Annotated in this window: 16 protein-coding genes and 1 pseudogene; 15 read left to right on the top strand and 2 right to left on the bottom strand. The window is 67.4% G+C overall.

Features of this window, described 5'->3' with window-relative positions:
- The 13 genes from AB0D49_RS13600 to AB0D49_RS13540 form a co-directional block, all read left to right on the top strand.
- Positions 1 to 514: 3'-5' exonuclease (locus AB0D49_RS13600; RefSeq protein ID WP_362755770.1), on the top strand; the 514-nt coding region annotated here is incomplete at its 5' end.
- A gap of 181 nt (positions 515 to 695) precedes the next feature.
- The gene (locus tag AB0D49_RS13595; RefSeq protein ID WP_362755767.1) at positions 696 to 1184 is read left to right on the top strand and encodes a hypothetical protein; all 489 of its coding nucleotides are present in this window, start codon (positions 696 to 698) and stop codon (positions 1182 to 1184) included.
- A 35-nt stretch (positions 1185 to 1219) separates the two neighbouring features.
- Entirely contained in the window at positions 1220 to 3205 is a 1986-nt protein-coding gene (locus AB0D49_RS13590) for an ABC transporter ATP-binding protein (RefSeq protein ID WP_362755830.1), read from the top strand.
- Positions 3202 to 3627, top strand: a complete 426-nt coding sequence (locus AB0D49_RS13585) for a hypothetical protein (RefSeq protein WP_362755764.1) — start codon at positions 3202 to 3204, stop codon at positions 3625 to 3627. Before AB0D49_RS13590 ends, AB0D49_RS13585 begins: the two co-directional genes overlap by 4 nt.
- Positions 3628 to 3901: 274 nt before the next feature.
- Positions 3902 to 4291 (top strand): hypothetical protein, encoded by a 390-nt coding sequence (locus AB0D49_RS13580; RefSeq protein ID WP_362755761.1) that lies wholly within the window; start codon positions 3902 to 3904, stop codon positions 4289 to 4291.
- A 613-nt stretch (positions 4292 to 4904) separates the two neighbouring features.
- The gene (locus AB0D49_RS13575) at positions 4905 to 5333 is read left to right on the top strand and encodes a hypothetical protein (protein ID WP_362755758.1); all 429 of its coding nucleotides are present in this window, start codon (positions 4905 to 4907) and stop codon (positions 5331 to 5333) included.
- A gap of 89 nt (positions 5334 to 5422) precedes the next feature.
- Entirely contained in the window at positions 5423 to 5791 is a 369-nt protein-coding gene (locus AB0D49_RS13570) for a hypothetical protein (RefSeq protein WP_362755755.1), read from the top strand.
- On the top strand, positions 5784 to 6206 hold the full coding sequence (locus AB0D49_RS13565; protein ID WP_362755752.1) for a DUF6093 family protein: 423 nt from the start codon (positions 5784 to 5786) through the stop codon (positions 6204 to 6206). Before AB0D49_RS13570 ends, AB0D49_RS13565 begins: the two co-directional genes overlap by 8 nt.
- Positions 6203 to 6604 carry an HK97 gp10 family phage protein gene (locus AB0D49_RS13560; RefSeq protein ID WP_362755749.1) on the top strand — a complete coding sequence of 134 codons (402 nt, stop codon included), beginning with the start codon at positions 6203 to 6205 and terminating at the stop codon, positions 6602 to 6604. The genes AB0D49_RS13565 and AB0D49_RS13560 overlap by 4 nt, the downstream gene beginning before the upstream one ends.
- Positions 6605 to 6609: 5 nt before the next feature.
- The gene (locus AB0D49_RS13555; RefSeq protein WP_362755747.1) at positions 6610 to 6840 is read left to right on the top strand and encodes a hypothetical protein; all 231 of its coding nucleotides are present in this window, start codon (positions 6610 to 6612) and stop codon (positions 6838 to 6840) included.
- The gene (locus AB0D49_RS13550) at positions 6837 to 7361 is read left to right on the top strand and encodes a hypothetical protein (protein WP_362755744.1); all 525 of its coding nucleotides are present in this window, start codon (positions 6837 to 6839) and stop codon (positions 7359 to 7361) included. Before AB0D49_RS13555 ends, AB0D49_RS13550 begins: the two co-directional genes overlap by 4 nt.
- Before the next feature lie 21 nt (positions 7362 to 7382).
- A complete protein-coding gene (locus AB0D49_RS13545; protein WP_362755741.1) occupies positions 7383 to 8270 on the top strand; it encodes a GNAT family N-acetyltransferase in 888 nt (295 codons plus the stop codon).
- 367 nt (positions 8271 to 8637) lie between these two features.
- Positions 8638 to 9534 (top strand): hypothetical protein, encoded by an 897-nt coding sequence (locus AB0D49_RS13540; protein ID WP_362755835.1) that lies wholly within the window; start codon positions 8638 to 8640, stop codon positions 9532 to 9534.
- A gap of 34 nt (positions 9535 to 9568) precedes the next feature.
- Here AB0D49_RS13540 and AB0D49_RS13535 read toward each other — a convergent pair.
- Together AB0D49_RS13535 and AB0D49_RS13530 are read right to left on the bottom strand one after the other, a co-directional pair.
- Positions 9569 to 9745, bottom strand: a pseudogene (locus tag AB0D49_RS13535) (transposase); the annotation flags it as partial.
- A gap of 73 nt (positions 9746 to 9818) precedes the next feature.
- A complete protein-coding gene (locus AB0D49_RS13530) occupies positions 9819 to 10886 on the bottom strand; it encodes a CBS domain-containing protein (protein ID WP_362755738.1) in 1068 nt (355 codons plus the stop codon).
- Between the two features lie 278 nt (positions 10887 to 11164).
- Between AB0D49_RS13530 and AB0D49_RS13525 the strand changes: the two genes are divergently transcribed.
- Both AB0D49_RS13525 and AB0D49_RS13520 read left to right on the top strand, forming a co-directional pair.
- On the top strand, positions 11165 to 11662 hold the full coding sequence (locus AB0D49_RS13525) for a hypothetical protein (protein WP_362755735.1): 498 nt from the start codon (positions 11165 to 11167) through the stop codon (positions 11660 to 11662).
- A 5-nt stretch (positions 11663 to 11667) separates the two neighbouring features.
- Positions 11668 to 12255 carry a hypothetical protein gene (locus AB0D49_RS13520; protein ID WP_362755732.1) on the top strand — a complete coding sequence of 196 codons (588 nt, stop codon included), beginning with the start codon at positions 11668 to 11670 and terminating at the stop codon, positions 12253 to 12255.
- The last annotated feature ends 78 nt before the right edge of the window (positions 12256 to 12333 follow it).

The raw sequence follows: 12333 nt of genomic DNA, 5'->3' as shown, positions 1-12333 counted from the left end.
GCATACGAAGCGAGAAAGGCATCCGCTGGGGCGGACGCCCCCTCACCACCGCCGCCTGACCAACCCGGCGAACCTATCCGGTCACAGCACTAGCGACGTCGCCGAGGCCCCGAACGCCGCCTCCGTGCTGCACACCCTGGACGCGGCTCTGCCAGCCCGCCCCAAGATGCTGGTGGCACATCACGCTCCGGTCGAGGCCGGGTTCATCTACCGCTACCGCGATCACTGCCCGCGACTGGCGTACACGCGACTGATCTGCACTCGGCGGCTGGCTCGTCACGTGTGGCCCGGCCTGCCCTCGTACAGCCTCGACGCGCTGCTGGCGCACTGCGGGATCCCCCAGCCTGCCCACCGGCATCGGGCGATGGACGACGTCACCGTCACCGCGGCGCTCTTCCGGCACCTGCTGACCGAAGCAGCCCGCGCGCAGGCCATCGCCTCTCTGGCCGATCTGGTGCGCGCTGCCGGCATGCAGCCTCGCGCCGCCGCACCGACACAGCTCGAACTTCACTAACTGAAAACGAAGTTGAGGACTTGCCTTGCCTGACAGCTCAGCACACTCACCGAGAACTACAGCCTCATTCGATACTCCGGGAGCCGTATGCGTCGCGGACACCATGTGGCCGGACGTGGCGTACTCGAGACCGCACCGCCAGCAGGGGCCGTGGCATCACGCTCCGGTACCGGGCGGGCTCGTGATGATGCAGGCGTGGGGATGGCTGTTCGTTCCGGACGGCCGGTGCGTGGTGTTGATCGACACCGAGGACTGGTGGCCGCATCTGCCGGGCGGCACCGTCAATCAGCACGCCGATGGTGGGGATCCGGTCGCCACGCTCAAGCGGGAGGCCGTCGAACAAGCGCAAGTGTCATGCGTCGACCCGCAGTACCTCGGCTACATGCACGACGATGAAGGCGCCGCGCACGAGGGCACCGACCCGTGCTCCCGTGTCCGGATGGCGGCCCGCGTCACCCAGATTGGGCCTGCCGCTCCCGATCCGGCCACAGGACGGATGCTGCTTCGACTGCTCGCTCCGGCGCAGCAGGCGGTGGAGCTGTTCAGGTGGGGGAAACAAGCGCACCTCCACGCCACGGCCGCCGAGTGGCTGGCCATCGAGAGGTGGGGGCTGCGCCCGGCGCCCGGCGCCACGGTCAGCGAGATCCCGGCGGCGGGGGTGGCCTGGTGACCAGCTCAGACGCTGCGGGCAAGGCAGGAGAGAATCTGCTGGATGATCCCGACGCGATCGTTTCGGACTCCGAGAAGCTCCTGTTCGGCGGGCCGTTGCGCTACGACCAGGGATGGTCTCGGCATGAGCAGGCGCGCCTTGAGCTGAGTCCGAAGGCGATGGTGCGGCGCATGCCGGACCTGCTGAAGACCGGGTTCCGGCTGGCGTGGCGCGCTGACCGGAGTGCTGCCCGCTTGGTGATCGGCTGCGAGATCGGCCGAGGCCTCGCCCAGGCGGTGAGCCTGCTGGCGGTCAACCAGGTCCTCGCTGATCTACTCGCCGACGGTGACCTGACGGACCGATTCCGTTCCGCGGCCCCGGCTCTCATTGTGGTCACCGTCGCCATGGTCACGGCGGCGCTACTGCGGTCCCTGTCCACCTATGCGACCGGCCGCCTGGAGCCCAAGGTCGAACGGCTGGCGACCGAAACCTACTTGACGCGTGCCGCCCGAGTGGAGCTGGCCGCCATCGAGGACGACGGCTTTCATCGGCTGCTCGACTCCGCCCAGTACGGGGCGATGGCCGCACGGCGTGCCATCAAGATGTCCACTCGCGTCATGAATGCCCTACTTTCGCTGGTGGCCGCGATGGGTGTGCTCACGGTGCTGCACTGGAGTCTGTTGCCGATGCTCGTGCTCATGGCGCTGCCCAGCGCCTGGTCGGCGCTGATCACCGCGCAGCGCAGATATCGCTCCTTTCACACATGGGTGCAGCACTCCCGTGCCTGCCAGGTGATCGCCCGGATGCTCGTCGATCCGAAGTCCGCTCCCGAGATCCGTGTGCACCGGCTCGGACCGTTCCTCTTGAAGCACTTCCGCGGCATGTCCGAGGCCGCCGAGGAAGAACAGGCTCGCCTCGCCCGTCTGGAGGGACGCACGCTTCTGATCGCCGCAGCCGGCACCGGACTTGCCACGATCGCCACCTACCTCACGCTCGGCGCACTCCTCCTGTCCGGGGTCATGGCACTCGCCGTCGCAGGCACCGCGGTCATCGCCATCCGCTCCGGCTCGGGCAGCCTCAACACCCTCGTACTCGAGCTGAACTCCCTGAACGCCGAGGCCCTGTTCATCGGCGACCTGGAGCAGCTCAACGTCGAGGCGGAACGGCGGGCCATTCCCACCGGTGGCCTGGACCTCCCCGAACGGCCTGAGGAAATCCGCTTCGAGAACGTGTCCTTCACCTATCCTGGCGAGGACAGCAGCCCCGCCCTCACCGACGTGTCCCTGACCATCCCCACCGGCAAGATCATCGCTTTGGTGGGTGTCAACGGCGCGGGCAAGACCACACTGGTGAAACTGCTGGCTGGCCTGTACCAGCCATCCGCAGGGCGCATCTGCTGGGATGACGTCGACACGGCGCACGCCGATCGTGACCAGCTCGCCGGACGGGTCGCCATGGTGGCGCAAGACTTTGTCCGCTGGACTTTCACAGCACGCGCCAACGTCGGCGTCGGGCGGCCCGAGGTTCCGTTCACCACCGAGCGAGTCCAAGAGGCGATCGACCAGGCCGGGGCCGGCAAGGTGATCGACAGCCTGCCGCGCGGACTCGACACTCTCCTTGGCCGCGGCTTCCGTGGCGGGCACGAGATCTCCGGCGGGCAGTGGCAGCGCATCGGTGTCGCACGAGCAGCGTTCCGACGGGGCGACATTTTGGTGGTGGATGAGCCGACGGCCGCCCTCGATGCCCGAGCTGAGCTGGAAGTATTTGCTGCGATCCGCGCCCTGGCGAAGGCCGGGCAGACGGTGGTGCTGATCACCCACAGGCTGGCCTCGGTGCAGCATGCCGACCTGATCCATGTGCTCGACGGCGGGCGTCTGGTGGAGTCCGGGAGCCCTGACCAGCTTCTTGCCGACGGCGGCGTCTACGCCGAGCTCTTTGATCTTCAAGCGAGCCAGTTCGTTCGGCCCGGTTCCAACGGTGCTTCGCTTCCTTCGCCCCGCTCCTCCCTGCCCGACACGTCTTCGTCCACCCCACAGCTATGAACTCGAACCCCAGGTCCCGTACTCGTCAGGCGCCGCCCGCGCCGTCAATGCCGATCCCGGCGCAGGTGGCCGAATGGGCCAAGGTCCGCATCGGCGCGCTCGCTCCCTGGCCGCTGCCGATCGATCTCAGCGGTGCTCGCGCCTGGCGCATTTCAACACCACAAGGCCTCATTGACATTCGCGTCCACGGCACCGACATGGCATATCGACGCGAGGTTCTCGCCTATCGCACCGCGGTCCATCGCCTCGGCCCCGCTCACGGGCCTCGCATGATCGCCCACGAGCCGCGGCTGCGTACCTTGCTGACGACGCACCCCCGTGGAAGGCCCGTCGACGACGCAGCGTCCCCGCACGTGCTCCCGCGCATCCATCAAGACGCCGGCTCCCTGCTCGCCGTCCTGCACGACAGCGTCAGCGACTGACCTTGCATAGGCCAGATTGACCTTGCAGCTAGATCTTGCATTCGCCGGTGTCGGCAACCACGGTGGCTGGCCCCGGCGTCGTCCTGCGCCGCCGCGACGCCAAGGAGTCCGTCACCTCCATCGCCGCCAGCCGCGAGCCCGCCAGCCCGTGAGCGGCTCTTGCTCCGACTATGGGATTGGGTTGCGACGTAGGGTGTGCGTGGCGGATTGCGCCTGCCCGTTCCGAGTCATGGTGGCCCACGTCCATCGTGGCGGCGAAGACAAGGTTTCCCGAATGGCCTACCGACAGATCACTCCGCCGACCTTGGCCGAGGTGATGCAGCAGCATCCGCAGCTCGGCTCCTTCGGTATCGGCGTCTTCAATGCTTCACGCAAGACGGCTGGGCAGCGCCAAGCCGAACTCGCTGCCGACCGCGCAAAGTTGGCCGGACGCGAGGCCATTGTGATGGAGACGGCGGCATGGCTGTGGGAGAACATCACGTCGACCGGAACACCTACGGTCAGCAGCTACACCGTGCTACACGTGGTGGAGCGGGCGACCGGCAGGTACGTCTCCAACGGCGATGTCATCGCCGCCGCTCTCATCGCTGGCTACAGCTTCGAGTACGACCAGCCCAATGTGCTGTTCGGCATGAGCGATCGGGATCTGGCAGAGATGAACTGAGCGTCTCAGGCTCGTTGCACAGGACCTTCGAGGTCCAGTCCACACGACAGCGTGGGGAACCCCTCTTCGCAGCCGCCAGGGTTGGTGCCTACACCCGCCATACTCCCGCCACTGACAGAACCCGTGTCGTCAGGCACTGGCAATCCGATCTCGCCCAACAGCGGGACAGTGGGTCTGGGTATCGCCGCCGAAAAAGCAAGGTTTAGCGGACCGACCGGAGTTCCAGGCACGCAACCTGACCTTCCACCTCGCTGGTCACGACCGCCATGCCATGCAGTCCCCAACGGGATCGGACAACAACGGGCACATGGGGTTACGGGCAACCACGTCCGCTACCGAGACGCCCGTGCGGGCACCAAGTACGTCTGGAGAAGGCAGCATGCTCTGCCCGGCCTCACAGGGGGCGGGGGCAGAGCATGGTCCAAGCAGCAGCCAGCTTGCATTGAATAGGACGTGCTTCACGCTACGGCAGGCAAGGAGACGCTCTGGGGCGCGGAGCTTCACCCGGTCGCCGTGCAGGCCAGGCGGCTGGCTGAAGCGGTCGTGCTCCGATACCCCCGCGCATGCTCGTTTCCGACGCCTTGGCAGCAATGGGACTCTAGAGTTGCCTGTCGTGGACGAGGTAATCAGCGCGATCGAAGACACCATCGCCACACTGCGCAAGAAGTTGAACAAGGGGCGCTGGGAGCCGAGTTCGAGGGAGATCAGCTGCGCCAGCGGGATGCTCAACGCTGACCCGATGTACTCGGATTCCGATGCCGTCGTGCGCGGCCTGGTCTTCGCGAACGTCTTCGAGGGTCCTGGGGTTCGCCTCAATCGGAGGAAGCACGGTCGCTTCTTCGCGATGCTGATGGATGCGTCGATCCTCTTGGAAGACGCCTCGTTCGTCCTCGCCGACGAGAGCTGCCAGCACCTGGTCCAGGAGTTGCGCACCCTCATGGAGGAGGTTCGCGAAAAGGACGAGCCGCGCCTCCTCAGCCGGTTTCGGCCGCGGAACGCGGATTCGAGTCCCGGCCCGCTCGGTAAGGCGCAGGCAGCGTAGGCCAGTGCACGTTCGTGCCGCTGTGACCCGCACAGGCCTCCCCGCTTCTCCGGGAAGTGGCTGAGCTTCGCGCACCTAGGGTCGGCTTCATGAGCACCTACCTGGAGCCCCGCCGCGTTCGGATTGCTGCCCGCCCCGAGGAGTCCGCGGTCATCGAGATCGACGGCCATGATGTCGCCTCGGCTGTGGAGGCGTACCGGATCACGCAGACCGTCGACGAAGGCCCCGAGGTCACCCTGTACGCACAACAGGGCTGGAAGGGCGTGGAGTTCGACGGTCTGGCCGAGGTAGTCGTGGAGCCGGCGGACGTTCGGCATGTGGTGATCGGCTTCCTTGATGCGGTGGACTGGCAGAAGCTCGACGAGGCCGTTCTCGACCGAGACGATCTGGACGGGCGTCCGGGTGAGCTGACCCGCGGGATGCTGGCGCAGCTGAGGGAATGGGCTGCGGGTGCTTGATCAGTCCGGGCTCGTCCGCTTCGCGGAGCGCCATCTGATGCCGGACAAGGTGCAGGTCAGCCGGGGAAGCGGCGAGGACATCCTCGACGCGGGAACCGGTGACCTTGTGCCGGCCCCGCCTATGGTCGTGTACGAGGACAAGGCCGGTCTGTACGCGCACCAGGAGCGGATCCGCAGCAAGGGTTCGGGGCAGGACGGCGCGTACGTCCAGGAGGTGCGCGCCGGGTACCGGATGCTGCTGCCGCTTGGGGCGCCGGAGGTGTGGGAGAACGACACCGTGTTGGTCGTTGAGGCCCGTGACGAGCAGGCCGTTGGCCGTACGTACCGGGTATCGGCGTTGGGTGAGGTGTCGTCGTTCCCGGTGCTGCGCACCGTGTGGCTGGAGGAGCACAACCGGAAGCCTGTGACGCAGTGAGCGGAGGAACCTTTCAGCATCCGTCCCAGCTGGCCGCGGCGTTGGAACGTGGCGGGAAGGCGGCGGTGTCCGCGGCAGAGGTCGCGATGCGGCACGGGGCGAAGGCTCTCGTGGTGCAGGTGCAGCGCAATGCGTCCGGGCGACCTGGCCCGCGGGTGATCACCGGTAGGTACCGGGCGTCGTGGCAGTCCGACGTGCATCGGGCCGGGCCCGTGATCGTCGCCGAAGTCGGGACCGATGCTCCGCAGGGCAGGCGGCTGGAGTTCGGGTTCGTCGGCGTCGACAGCCTCGGCCGACACTACAACACGCCGCCGTTCCCTCACCTGGGGCCGGCCGTCAACGCCTTCGGCCCGCTCCTTGTCCGGGAGTTGCGCGGTGCGGTGTCGAGGACGCTGTGAGCGATATGGCCAACGGTCTCGAGGACGCTTTGGCGGGCGTGCTCGCAGAACACGAGCGGGGACTGCTCGCCCGCGCGGTCGTGGTCGCCGAGGTCCTCGACGAGGACGGCGAGCGGAGCCTGTCGATCTTGACCACGCCCGGGGTGATGGAGTGGGACGCGCTCGGTCTGTGCCGGTACGGGGTGCTCAGCGTTGAGGGGCCCGCGGCCGCGTACTTCGCCGGAGGTGACGTGTGATCGAGCGCGGCCGTGTGACGGAAGCTCTGCAAGGGATGCTGGCCGCAACTACTGGCAGGCCGTGCGGTCGTGGCCGGCTACCGCTCCTCGACGGGCGTCCGGCACCGTTGCCGTACACGGTTCTGTACCCGCAGGGCGGCACGGTCGACGGGGCGCCGCTCTCGGACAGAGCGGAGGATGCCGGTCTCGTCTATCAGGTGACCGTCGTGGCTGCACGGACCGATCAGGCCGAGTGGCTCGCGGATCGGGTCCGGCGGGCGCTGCTCGGCCGTACGGCGCAAGGCGCGTGGGCACATCCGATTGCGGCTGCCGGTGTGGATGTGTGGGCGCGGGAGCTGCTCGTCGATGACGGCGTGGATCCTGCCGGTGCGGACGATGGTGTCGTGACGGCGGTGCAGCGGTACGAGCTCTCGGCTACGGACTGCGGGGGCATTCTCGCTACCGAGGGGGATCCTGATTCCGGTCTTTCGGGCATACGAGCCCTGTCGTCTGTGCCGGGGAAATTCGCGGGCGAACGCTGACAGCGCGCGGGATCATGGGGCATGAACCCGGATGACTGGCATCTCACCGAAGACGTCGACGCGTTTCTCGCCCGCGCCGGAGACTTCCTGCGCTCACGTCCCGCATTACACACCGTCCCCCTCACCGTGACCGAGGCTCTGCGTACCCGCGGAACAAGCGCGTACGGCACGGAGGCTCCTCTCTTCGGCTGGCTGGAGCGGGCAGGCGAGGTGCGTGCGGCCTTCTTCCGCACCCCGCCGCGTCGACTGAGCATCACCCCTTTGGCTCCCGCCGAGGCTGACGCCCTCGCCGCTCACCTCGCCGGCCTTGGTCATGTCCTTCCTGGCGTCAATGCGGATGACGACACTGCCGGCGCGTTCGTCGGGGCGTGGGCACGGCACACGGGTGTGACGCCGACGCTCCACGAGCGGGAGCGCCTGTACCGCCTCGGCGCACTCACCCTGCCGGATCCGGCTCCCGAGGGCCGAGGCCGGGTCGTGGGCGAGCGGGACCGCGAGCAACTCATGCTGTGGTACCGCGAGTTCGTTGCTGCCATCGGAGGTGCTGCCCCCTCAGACGCTCGCGCCCGCGCCTGGGCCGACACTCGTATCGCCGATGGACGTGTCACGTTCTGGGAGACCCCGGACGGCACTCCTGTCTCGATGGCGGGCGCGACGCCGTTGGTCGCAGGACAGATCCGGGTGGCTCCCGTTTACACCCCGGCCCATCTGCGGGGCCGCGGATATGGGGGTGCCGCGACGGTTGAGGTGAGCCGGGCGGCGCTGGCGGCGGGCGCGGCGGAGGTGCTGCTGTTCGCGGACTTGGCGAACCCCACGAGCAACGCCTTGTACCAGCGGATCGGGTATCGCCCGGTTATCGACTTCACCGTGTACAACTTCCCGGCAAGCGCCCCCAGAGTCCGCGCCTAACAGGTGACCGGGTACTAGCGCGGGCCCCCAGGGTCGGACCTCCTGGAGCTGCGCCGGGGCCCGCGCGGGCCCTCGGGGGAGTCCGGGATGACGATTCCGTCCGGCGGCGCTGACGAAAGCGACATCGAGGCGGCGCCCTCCGCACGCCCGGCCGCGCGGTCGGCCTTCCACTCGCGCCATCTGCGTCTCAGCATGTCGAGCCATCCTGACCGAGGGGTCGTGGGAGACATGGGCAGCTCCATCGGGATAGGGCTGACTGCCTGACACTCCAAAAGTATCGACCGTAGGAAGCCCAGCCAATGCCAGGGCGTCCAAGAAGGCACGACGCGGGCTGGTTCTGGCTTTCCAGATCGACCAGACTGACGCCATGCTCGCAACGCTGCTGCCAGGTGTGCGGGAGATCCGTCTCCCACTCGCCGTGGGGTACGTCTGGCTGCTGGCCCTGTGGCTGGCCTTCGGTGACCGGCTTCCTGCGGCGGGCACGGCTCACGGCGTACCGGGCGAGATCTACCGCCTCGCGCGCGCGGCGGGCCCGGTGGCGGTGGGCGTGGCCGTCAGCGTCGGCGCGTACCTTCTCGGAGTCGCCGCTGCTCCTCTCGGCCTGTCCATCACCTACGCGGTGGGCCAGCTCCTCCGGCGAACCCCTGCTGCAGCGGTCACCCCGGGCAGCAGGAGCAACGAGCGGGCTGACCGTGCCCTTGCCGGGCTCGTCACCGTCAGGCTCGCGGAACGAGTCGTCGACGATGGAGCCCTCAGGACCCTCCTCCTCGATCGCCTGGAAGCTGACCCGCCGTCCCTCTCGCCTGCGAGATCACGCTCCCAGTGGCAGGAGCTGCTGACCACCAACTCGTGGGCCCGCCGATGGGCTGTCCACTACGCGGTGGACGTGGAGAAGATCGCCGACGAGTTCGAGGCGGACCGCAGCGGCCTCTTGTGGCGGCTCCGGGGTTCCACGGACCCGATCGCCGCAGAGCATGACCGGCTCCAGGCCGAGTCGGACTTTCGCATTGCCATGTTCGGCCCGCTCTGCGTCACCATGGTCATTGTCGCGATCCGCTGGAGCCCCTGGGCTCTCCTCGCCCTGCCCCTCCTGCTCGTACTCGTCCACGTAGGCGTCGGCCTTCGTGCAACGGCGGCAGAAGCCCTCGCAGCGGCTCTCGCCTCCGGCCGCATAGCGGACCCCGCCCTCGAGCGACTGGCGGTGCGGAGCGTCCCGCTGCGTCCGATGCCCACGCCCCAGACCGGCAACCCGCCGTTGGCGTGACTCCAGTGTGTCGGACGCCCCTCGCAGTGAGTTGGGTGGACCAGGCGCCGAACTCCTGCGGCATCTCCCGCCACTGCCCGCCGGTCTTGAACCGCCAGATCACGCCCTCGAACTGCTGCCGCAGGCGCTCGGGGTACGGGCCGCACTCGCCGATCGGCAGGTACGGATCGATGAACTCCCTCTCGTCGTCGGTCAGTTGCACTCGCGTCACGCAAACCGATCCACCGGATCACCGTTCACACAACGGGTGAATCCCGCAGATTGATCACGACCCGATACGCACCCTAGTCCTTCGGGTGTTGCAGCCGAAGCCAGTCGAGGAACCCGACCAGGGGCGACGTGTCCAGGGGGTCAGGGTCGAAGTGCATGATGTCGTTTCGGATCTTCCGCACGTCGTCGAGGGCCTTCACGAAGATCTTGCGGTCGGCTTGCCACCCGAGCCGCTCCCACATCTCCCTTGAACCCAGGAGCGACTGGTACTCGCTGATCGTCAAATCTGCGGCGCCCTCGACTGGGTCACGTCCTTCGCCTTGAACAGCGGCGCGCAACTCCTCCTGAGTGAAGGATCCGTCGGCGATCTTCCTGTCGATGATCTTCCGCAAACGTCGCTCGATCTCCGCGATCAGCAGGAACGGGCGCGTCAGGGTGTCGAACGTTCGGCTCAGGTCAGCAGTCGTGACGACGCCGGTGAGCACGTTCTTGCGGTCGCGGACGAACACGAATCCTGACTCGACGATCTGCGGGATGACGCTGAGCAGGTCATCCTCTGCTTGGACCTCTATCGCCGGCACGATCGCGTCCCTGAGCGTGGCGCGCGGGTTCACGAACTGGGCGCGGGCGATGGACCGCCAGCTGACCGCTCCTTCGAGGACTCTCCCGGCTGTGACAGGAAGCTGGTCGAGGTTGGATGCCAGCATCATGGAGCTGGCGGTGGCCAAGGATGCGTCCCGACTCAGGCCGGGGATCTTCGGCGTACCGGAAGTGTTGTCCGGGTCCGCACCTGCTGCCCAGATTTTCGCGGCTTCGAGACTCCCGATCTTGATGCCGACCGGTTCACCGGGCGGCGCATCTGTCTGTGGAAGTCGCGTGATCTGCACTGATTCCCAGGAGTTTTGGGCATCAAGATCTGGTGTGGTCTGCAGCCCCTCCGCTGCGAGATCAGCCACGATCCTCGCGACGATGCGATGCCGACGTCGCTTAGCGTTCCAGAACGCGAGCAGGTCGGAGATGGGTATCTCAAGGGGGTTTGGGCTGCTTGCACGCTTCTTGGCCTCGATGAGGAAGTCGTCGTAACTCGAGCCCGCCTCGGCGGGGCCCTCCGCAGCTTCCGCCTGGTCTTCTTCGTCCGCCATGTCGTGCGCGCCTCCTCCACTGCTTCCTCCGGCATCGTAGGGATCAAGGTGCTGGGGTGCTGTGCCTTCGAGGGGATCGGTGGATCTGCGGCCGAGGACAGTAGGGTGATCTACGTGCACCGCTCAGCTGTTCTCGTCTGAGCGCGCTCGCACCCTCACCGCGGAGGCCCCCGCGCGGACGCCCAACCACCCCGTGGTGTGGGCCGGTTCCCCGACAGTCGTCGAGGGACGGGGCCTCTCGGATGTGTGGCTGCCGTCCCGGAATCGGACAGCAGACCTTGCAGGTAAAGAAGTTCTCCCGGCGCGGAGTGACCCGCGTCCTGTGGCTCAAGACCGTCGCCGACACCGGACACGTCCCCACCCGTGCCGAGCTCACGGCTGGCACCGACCTGACCGATGCGATCGCGGCGATCGACGGCTGGACACTCCAGAACCAGGCCATCGAAACCCCCGACCTCGGCTCGACGTTCGAGTCGAAGATCCCCGGCACCGATCAGGCCGACGACTCCTCCCTCGGCTTCTACGAGGACAAGGTGTCCGACGAGATCGAGCAGCTGCTGAAGAAGGACGACACCGGCTGGGTCGTCTTCCTCCGCAAGGGCGACGTCGCCGGCTCCCGCTCGATGGACGTGTTCCCGGTACGAATCGGGTCGCGGTCGCCGAACTACTCGACGGACAACGAGGCCGCCAAGTTCACCGTGAACTTCTCGATCACGGAGAAGCCCACCCAGGACGCCGCTGTCCCGGCCGCCACGGCGCCGAAGATCGAGAAGTGATGCCGGTGACCACGGAGAACAAGAACACTCCTGTCCCGCCGGCCACGGCTGTTGCCCGTGACGCTCATTGGGCGGCCAAGCTGGCCCGGCTGCGTGCCCGGGAGCTGCCCGAGTACACGCTGGTGATCTGTGACGACCAGGACGCCAAGCGGCACTTGGACGAGACGCTGCGGGATCTTGCCCGTTGCCGCATGGCGGATGCAGAAAACGGTCGCGAGTACAGCGATGCGACGGCGAAGGCCGAGGTCGAGGTCGAGACCGCGCAGGAGATGTTCGACTGCGTCGCGCTGGAGTTGACGTTCAGGGCGCTGCCGCGTCCGATCCTCGACGGGCTGATCAAACGGTTCCCTCCGACCGAGGCGCAGGCTGAGGACGGGGACGCGTGGAATCCGGAGACGTTCCCCGCGGCGCTGATCGCTGCCGCGCACATTGAGCGGGACGACGAGTACAACGTCGTGGAGGGCATGAGCGAGGAGGATGCACAGGATCTCCTCGACTCGTGGCCGGTTGCCGAGTCGAACGCGCTGTTCGCGGCGGCTTGGCAGGCCCAGCAGATCGTGCGCACCAGCACCGTGGAGCTGGGAAAAGGCTGATCACGGACGTACAGCTCCGTACTGAACTGGAGCTGTGCGACCGCTGGGGCATTCCGCACTCGCAGTTCCTTGGTGCGG

Source organism: Streptomyces sp. NPDC048290, assembly GCF_040652095.1.
In the GTDB taxonomy this organism is placed as follows: Bacteria; Actinomycetota; Actinomycetes; order Streptomycetales; family Streptomycetaceae; genus Streptomyces.
This window is presented reverse-complemented; position numbering and strand designations above follow the sequence as displayed.

What these genes read in the sequence shown, in the direction of transcription:
- AB0D49_RS13570 (WP_362755755.1), top strand. Translation starts at nt 5,423, where the DNA reads ATGAGCACCTACCTGGAGCCCCGCCGCGTTCGGATTGCTGCCCGCCCC.
- AB0D49_RS13580 (WP_362755761.1), top strand. Translation starts at nt 3,902, where the DNA reads ATGGCCTACCGACAGATCACTCCGCCGACCTTGGCCGAGGTGATGCAG.
- AB0D49_RS13540 (WP_362755835.1), top strand. Translation starts at nt 8,638, where the DNA reads ATGCTCGCAACGCTGCTGCCAGGTGTGCGGGAGATCCGTCTCCCACTC.
- AB0D49_RS13585 (WP_362755764.1), top strand. Translation starts at nt 3,202, where the DNA reads ATGAACTCGAACCCCAGGTCCCGTACTCGTCAGGCGCCGCCCGCGCCG.
- AB0D49_RS13545 (WP_362755741.1), top strand. Translation starts at nt 7,383, where the DNA reads ATGAACCCGGATGACTGGCATCTCACCGAAGACGTCGACGCGTTTCTC.
- AB0D49_RS13555 (WP_362755747.1), top strand. Translation starts at nt 6,610, where the DNA reads ATGGCCAACGGTCTCGAGGACGCTTTGGCGGGCGTGCTCGCAGAACAC.
- AB0D49_RS13530 (WP_362755738.1), bottom strand. Translation starts at nt 10,886, where the DNA reads ATGGCGGACGAAGAAGACCAGGCGGAAGCTGCGGAGGGCCCCGCCGAG.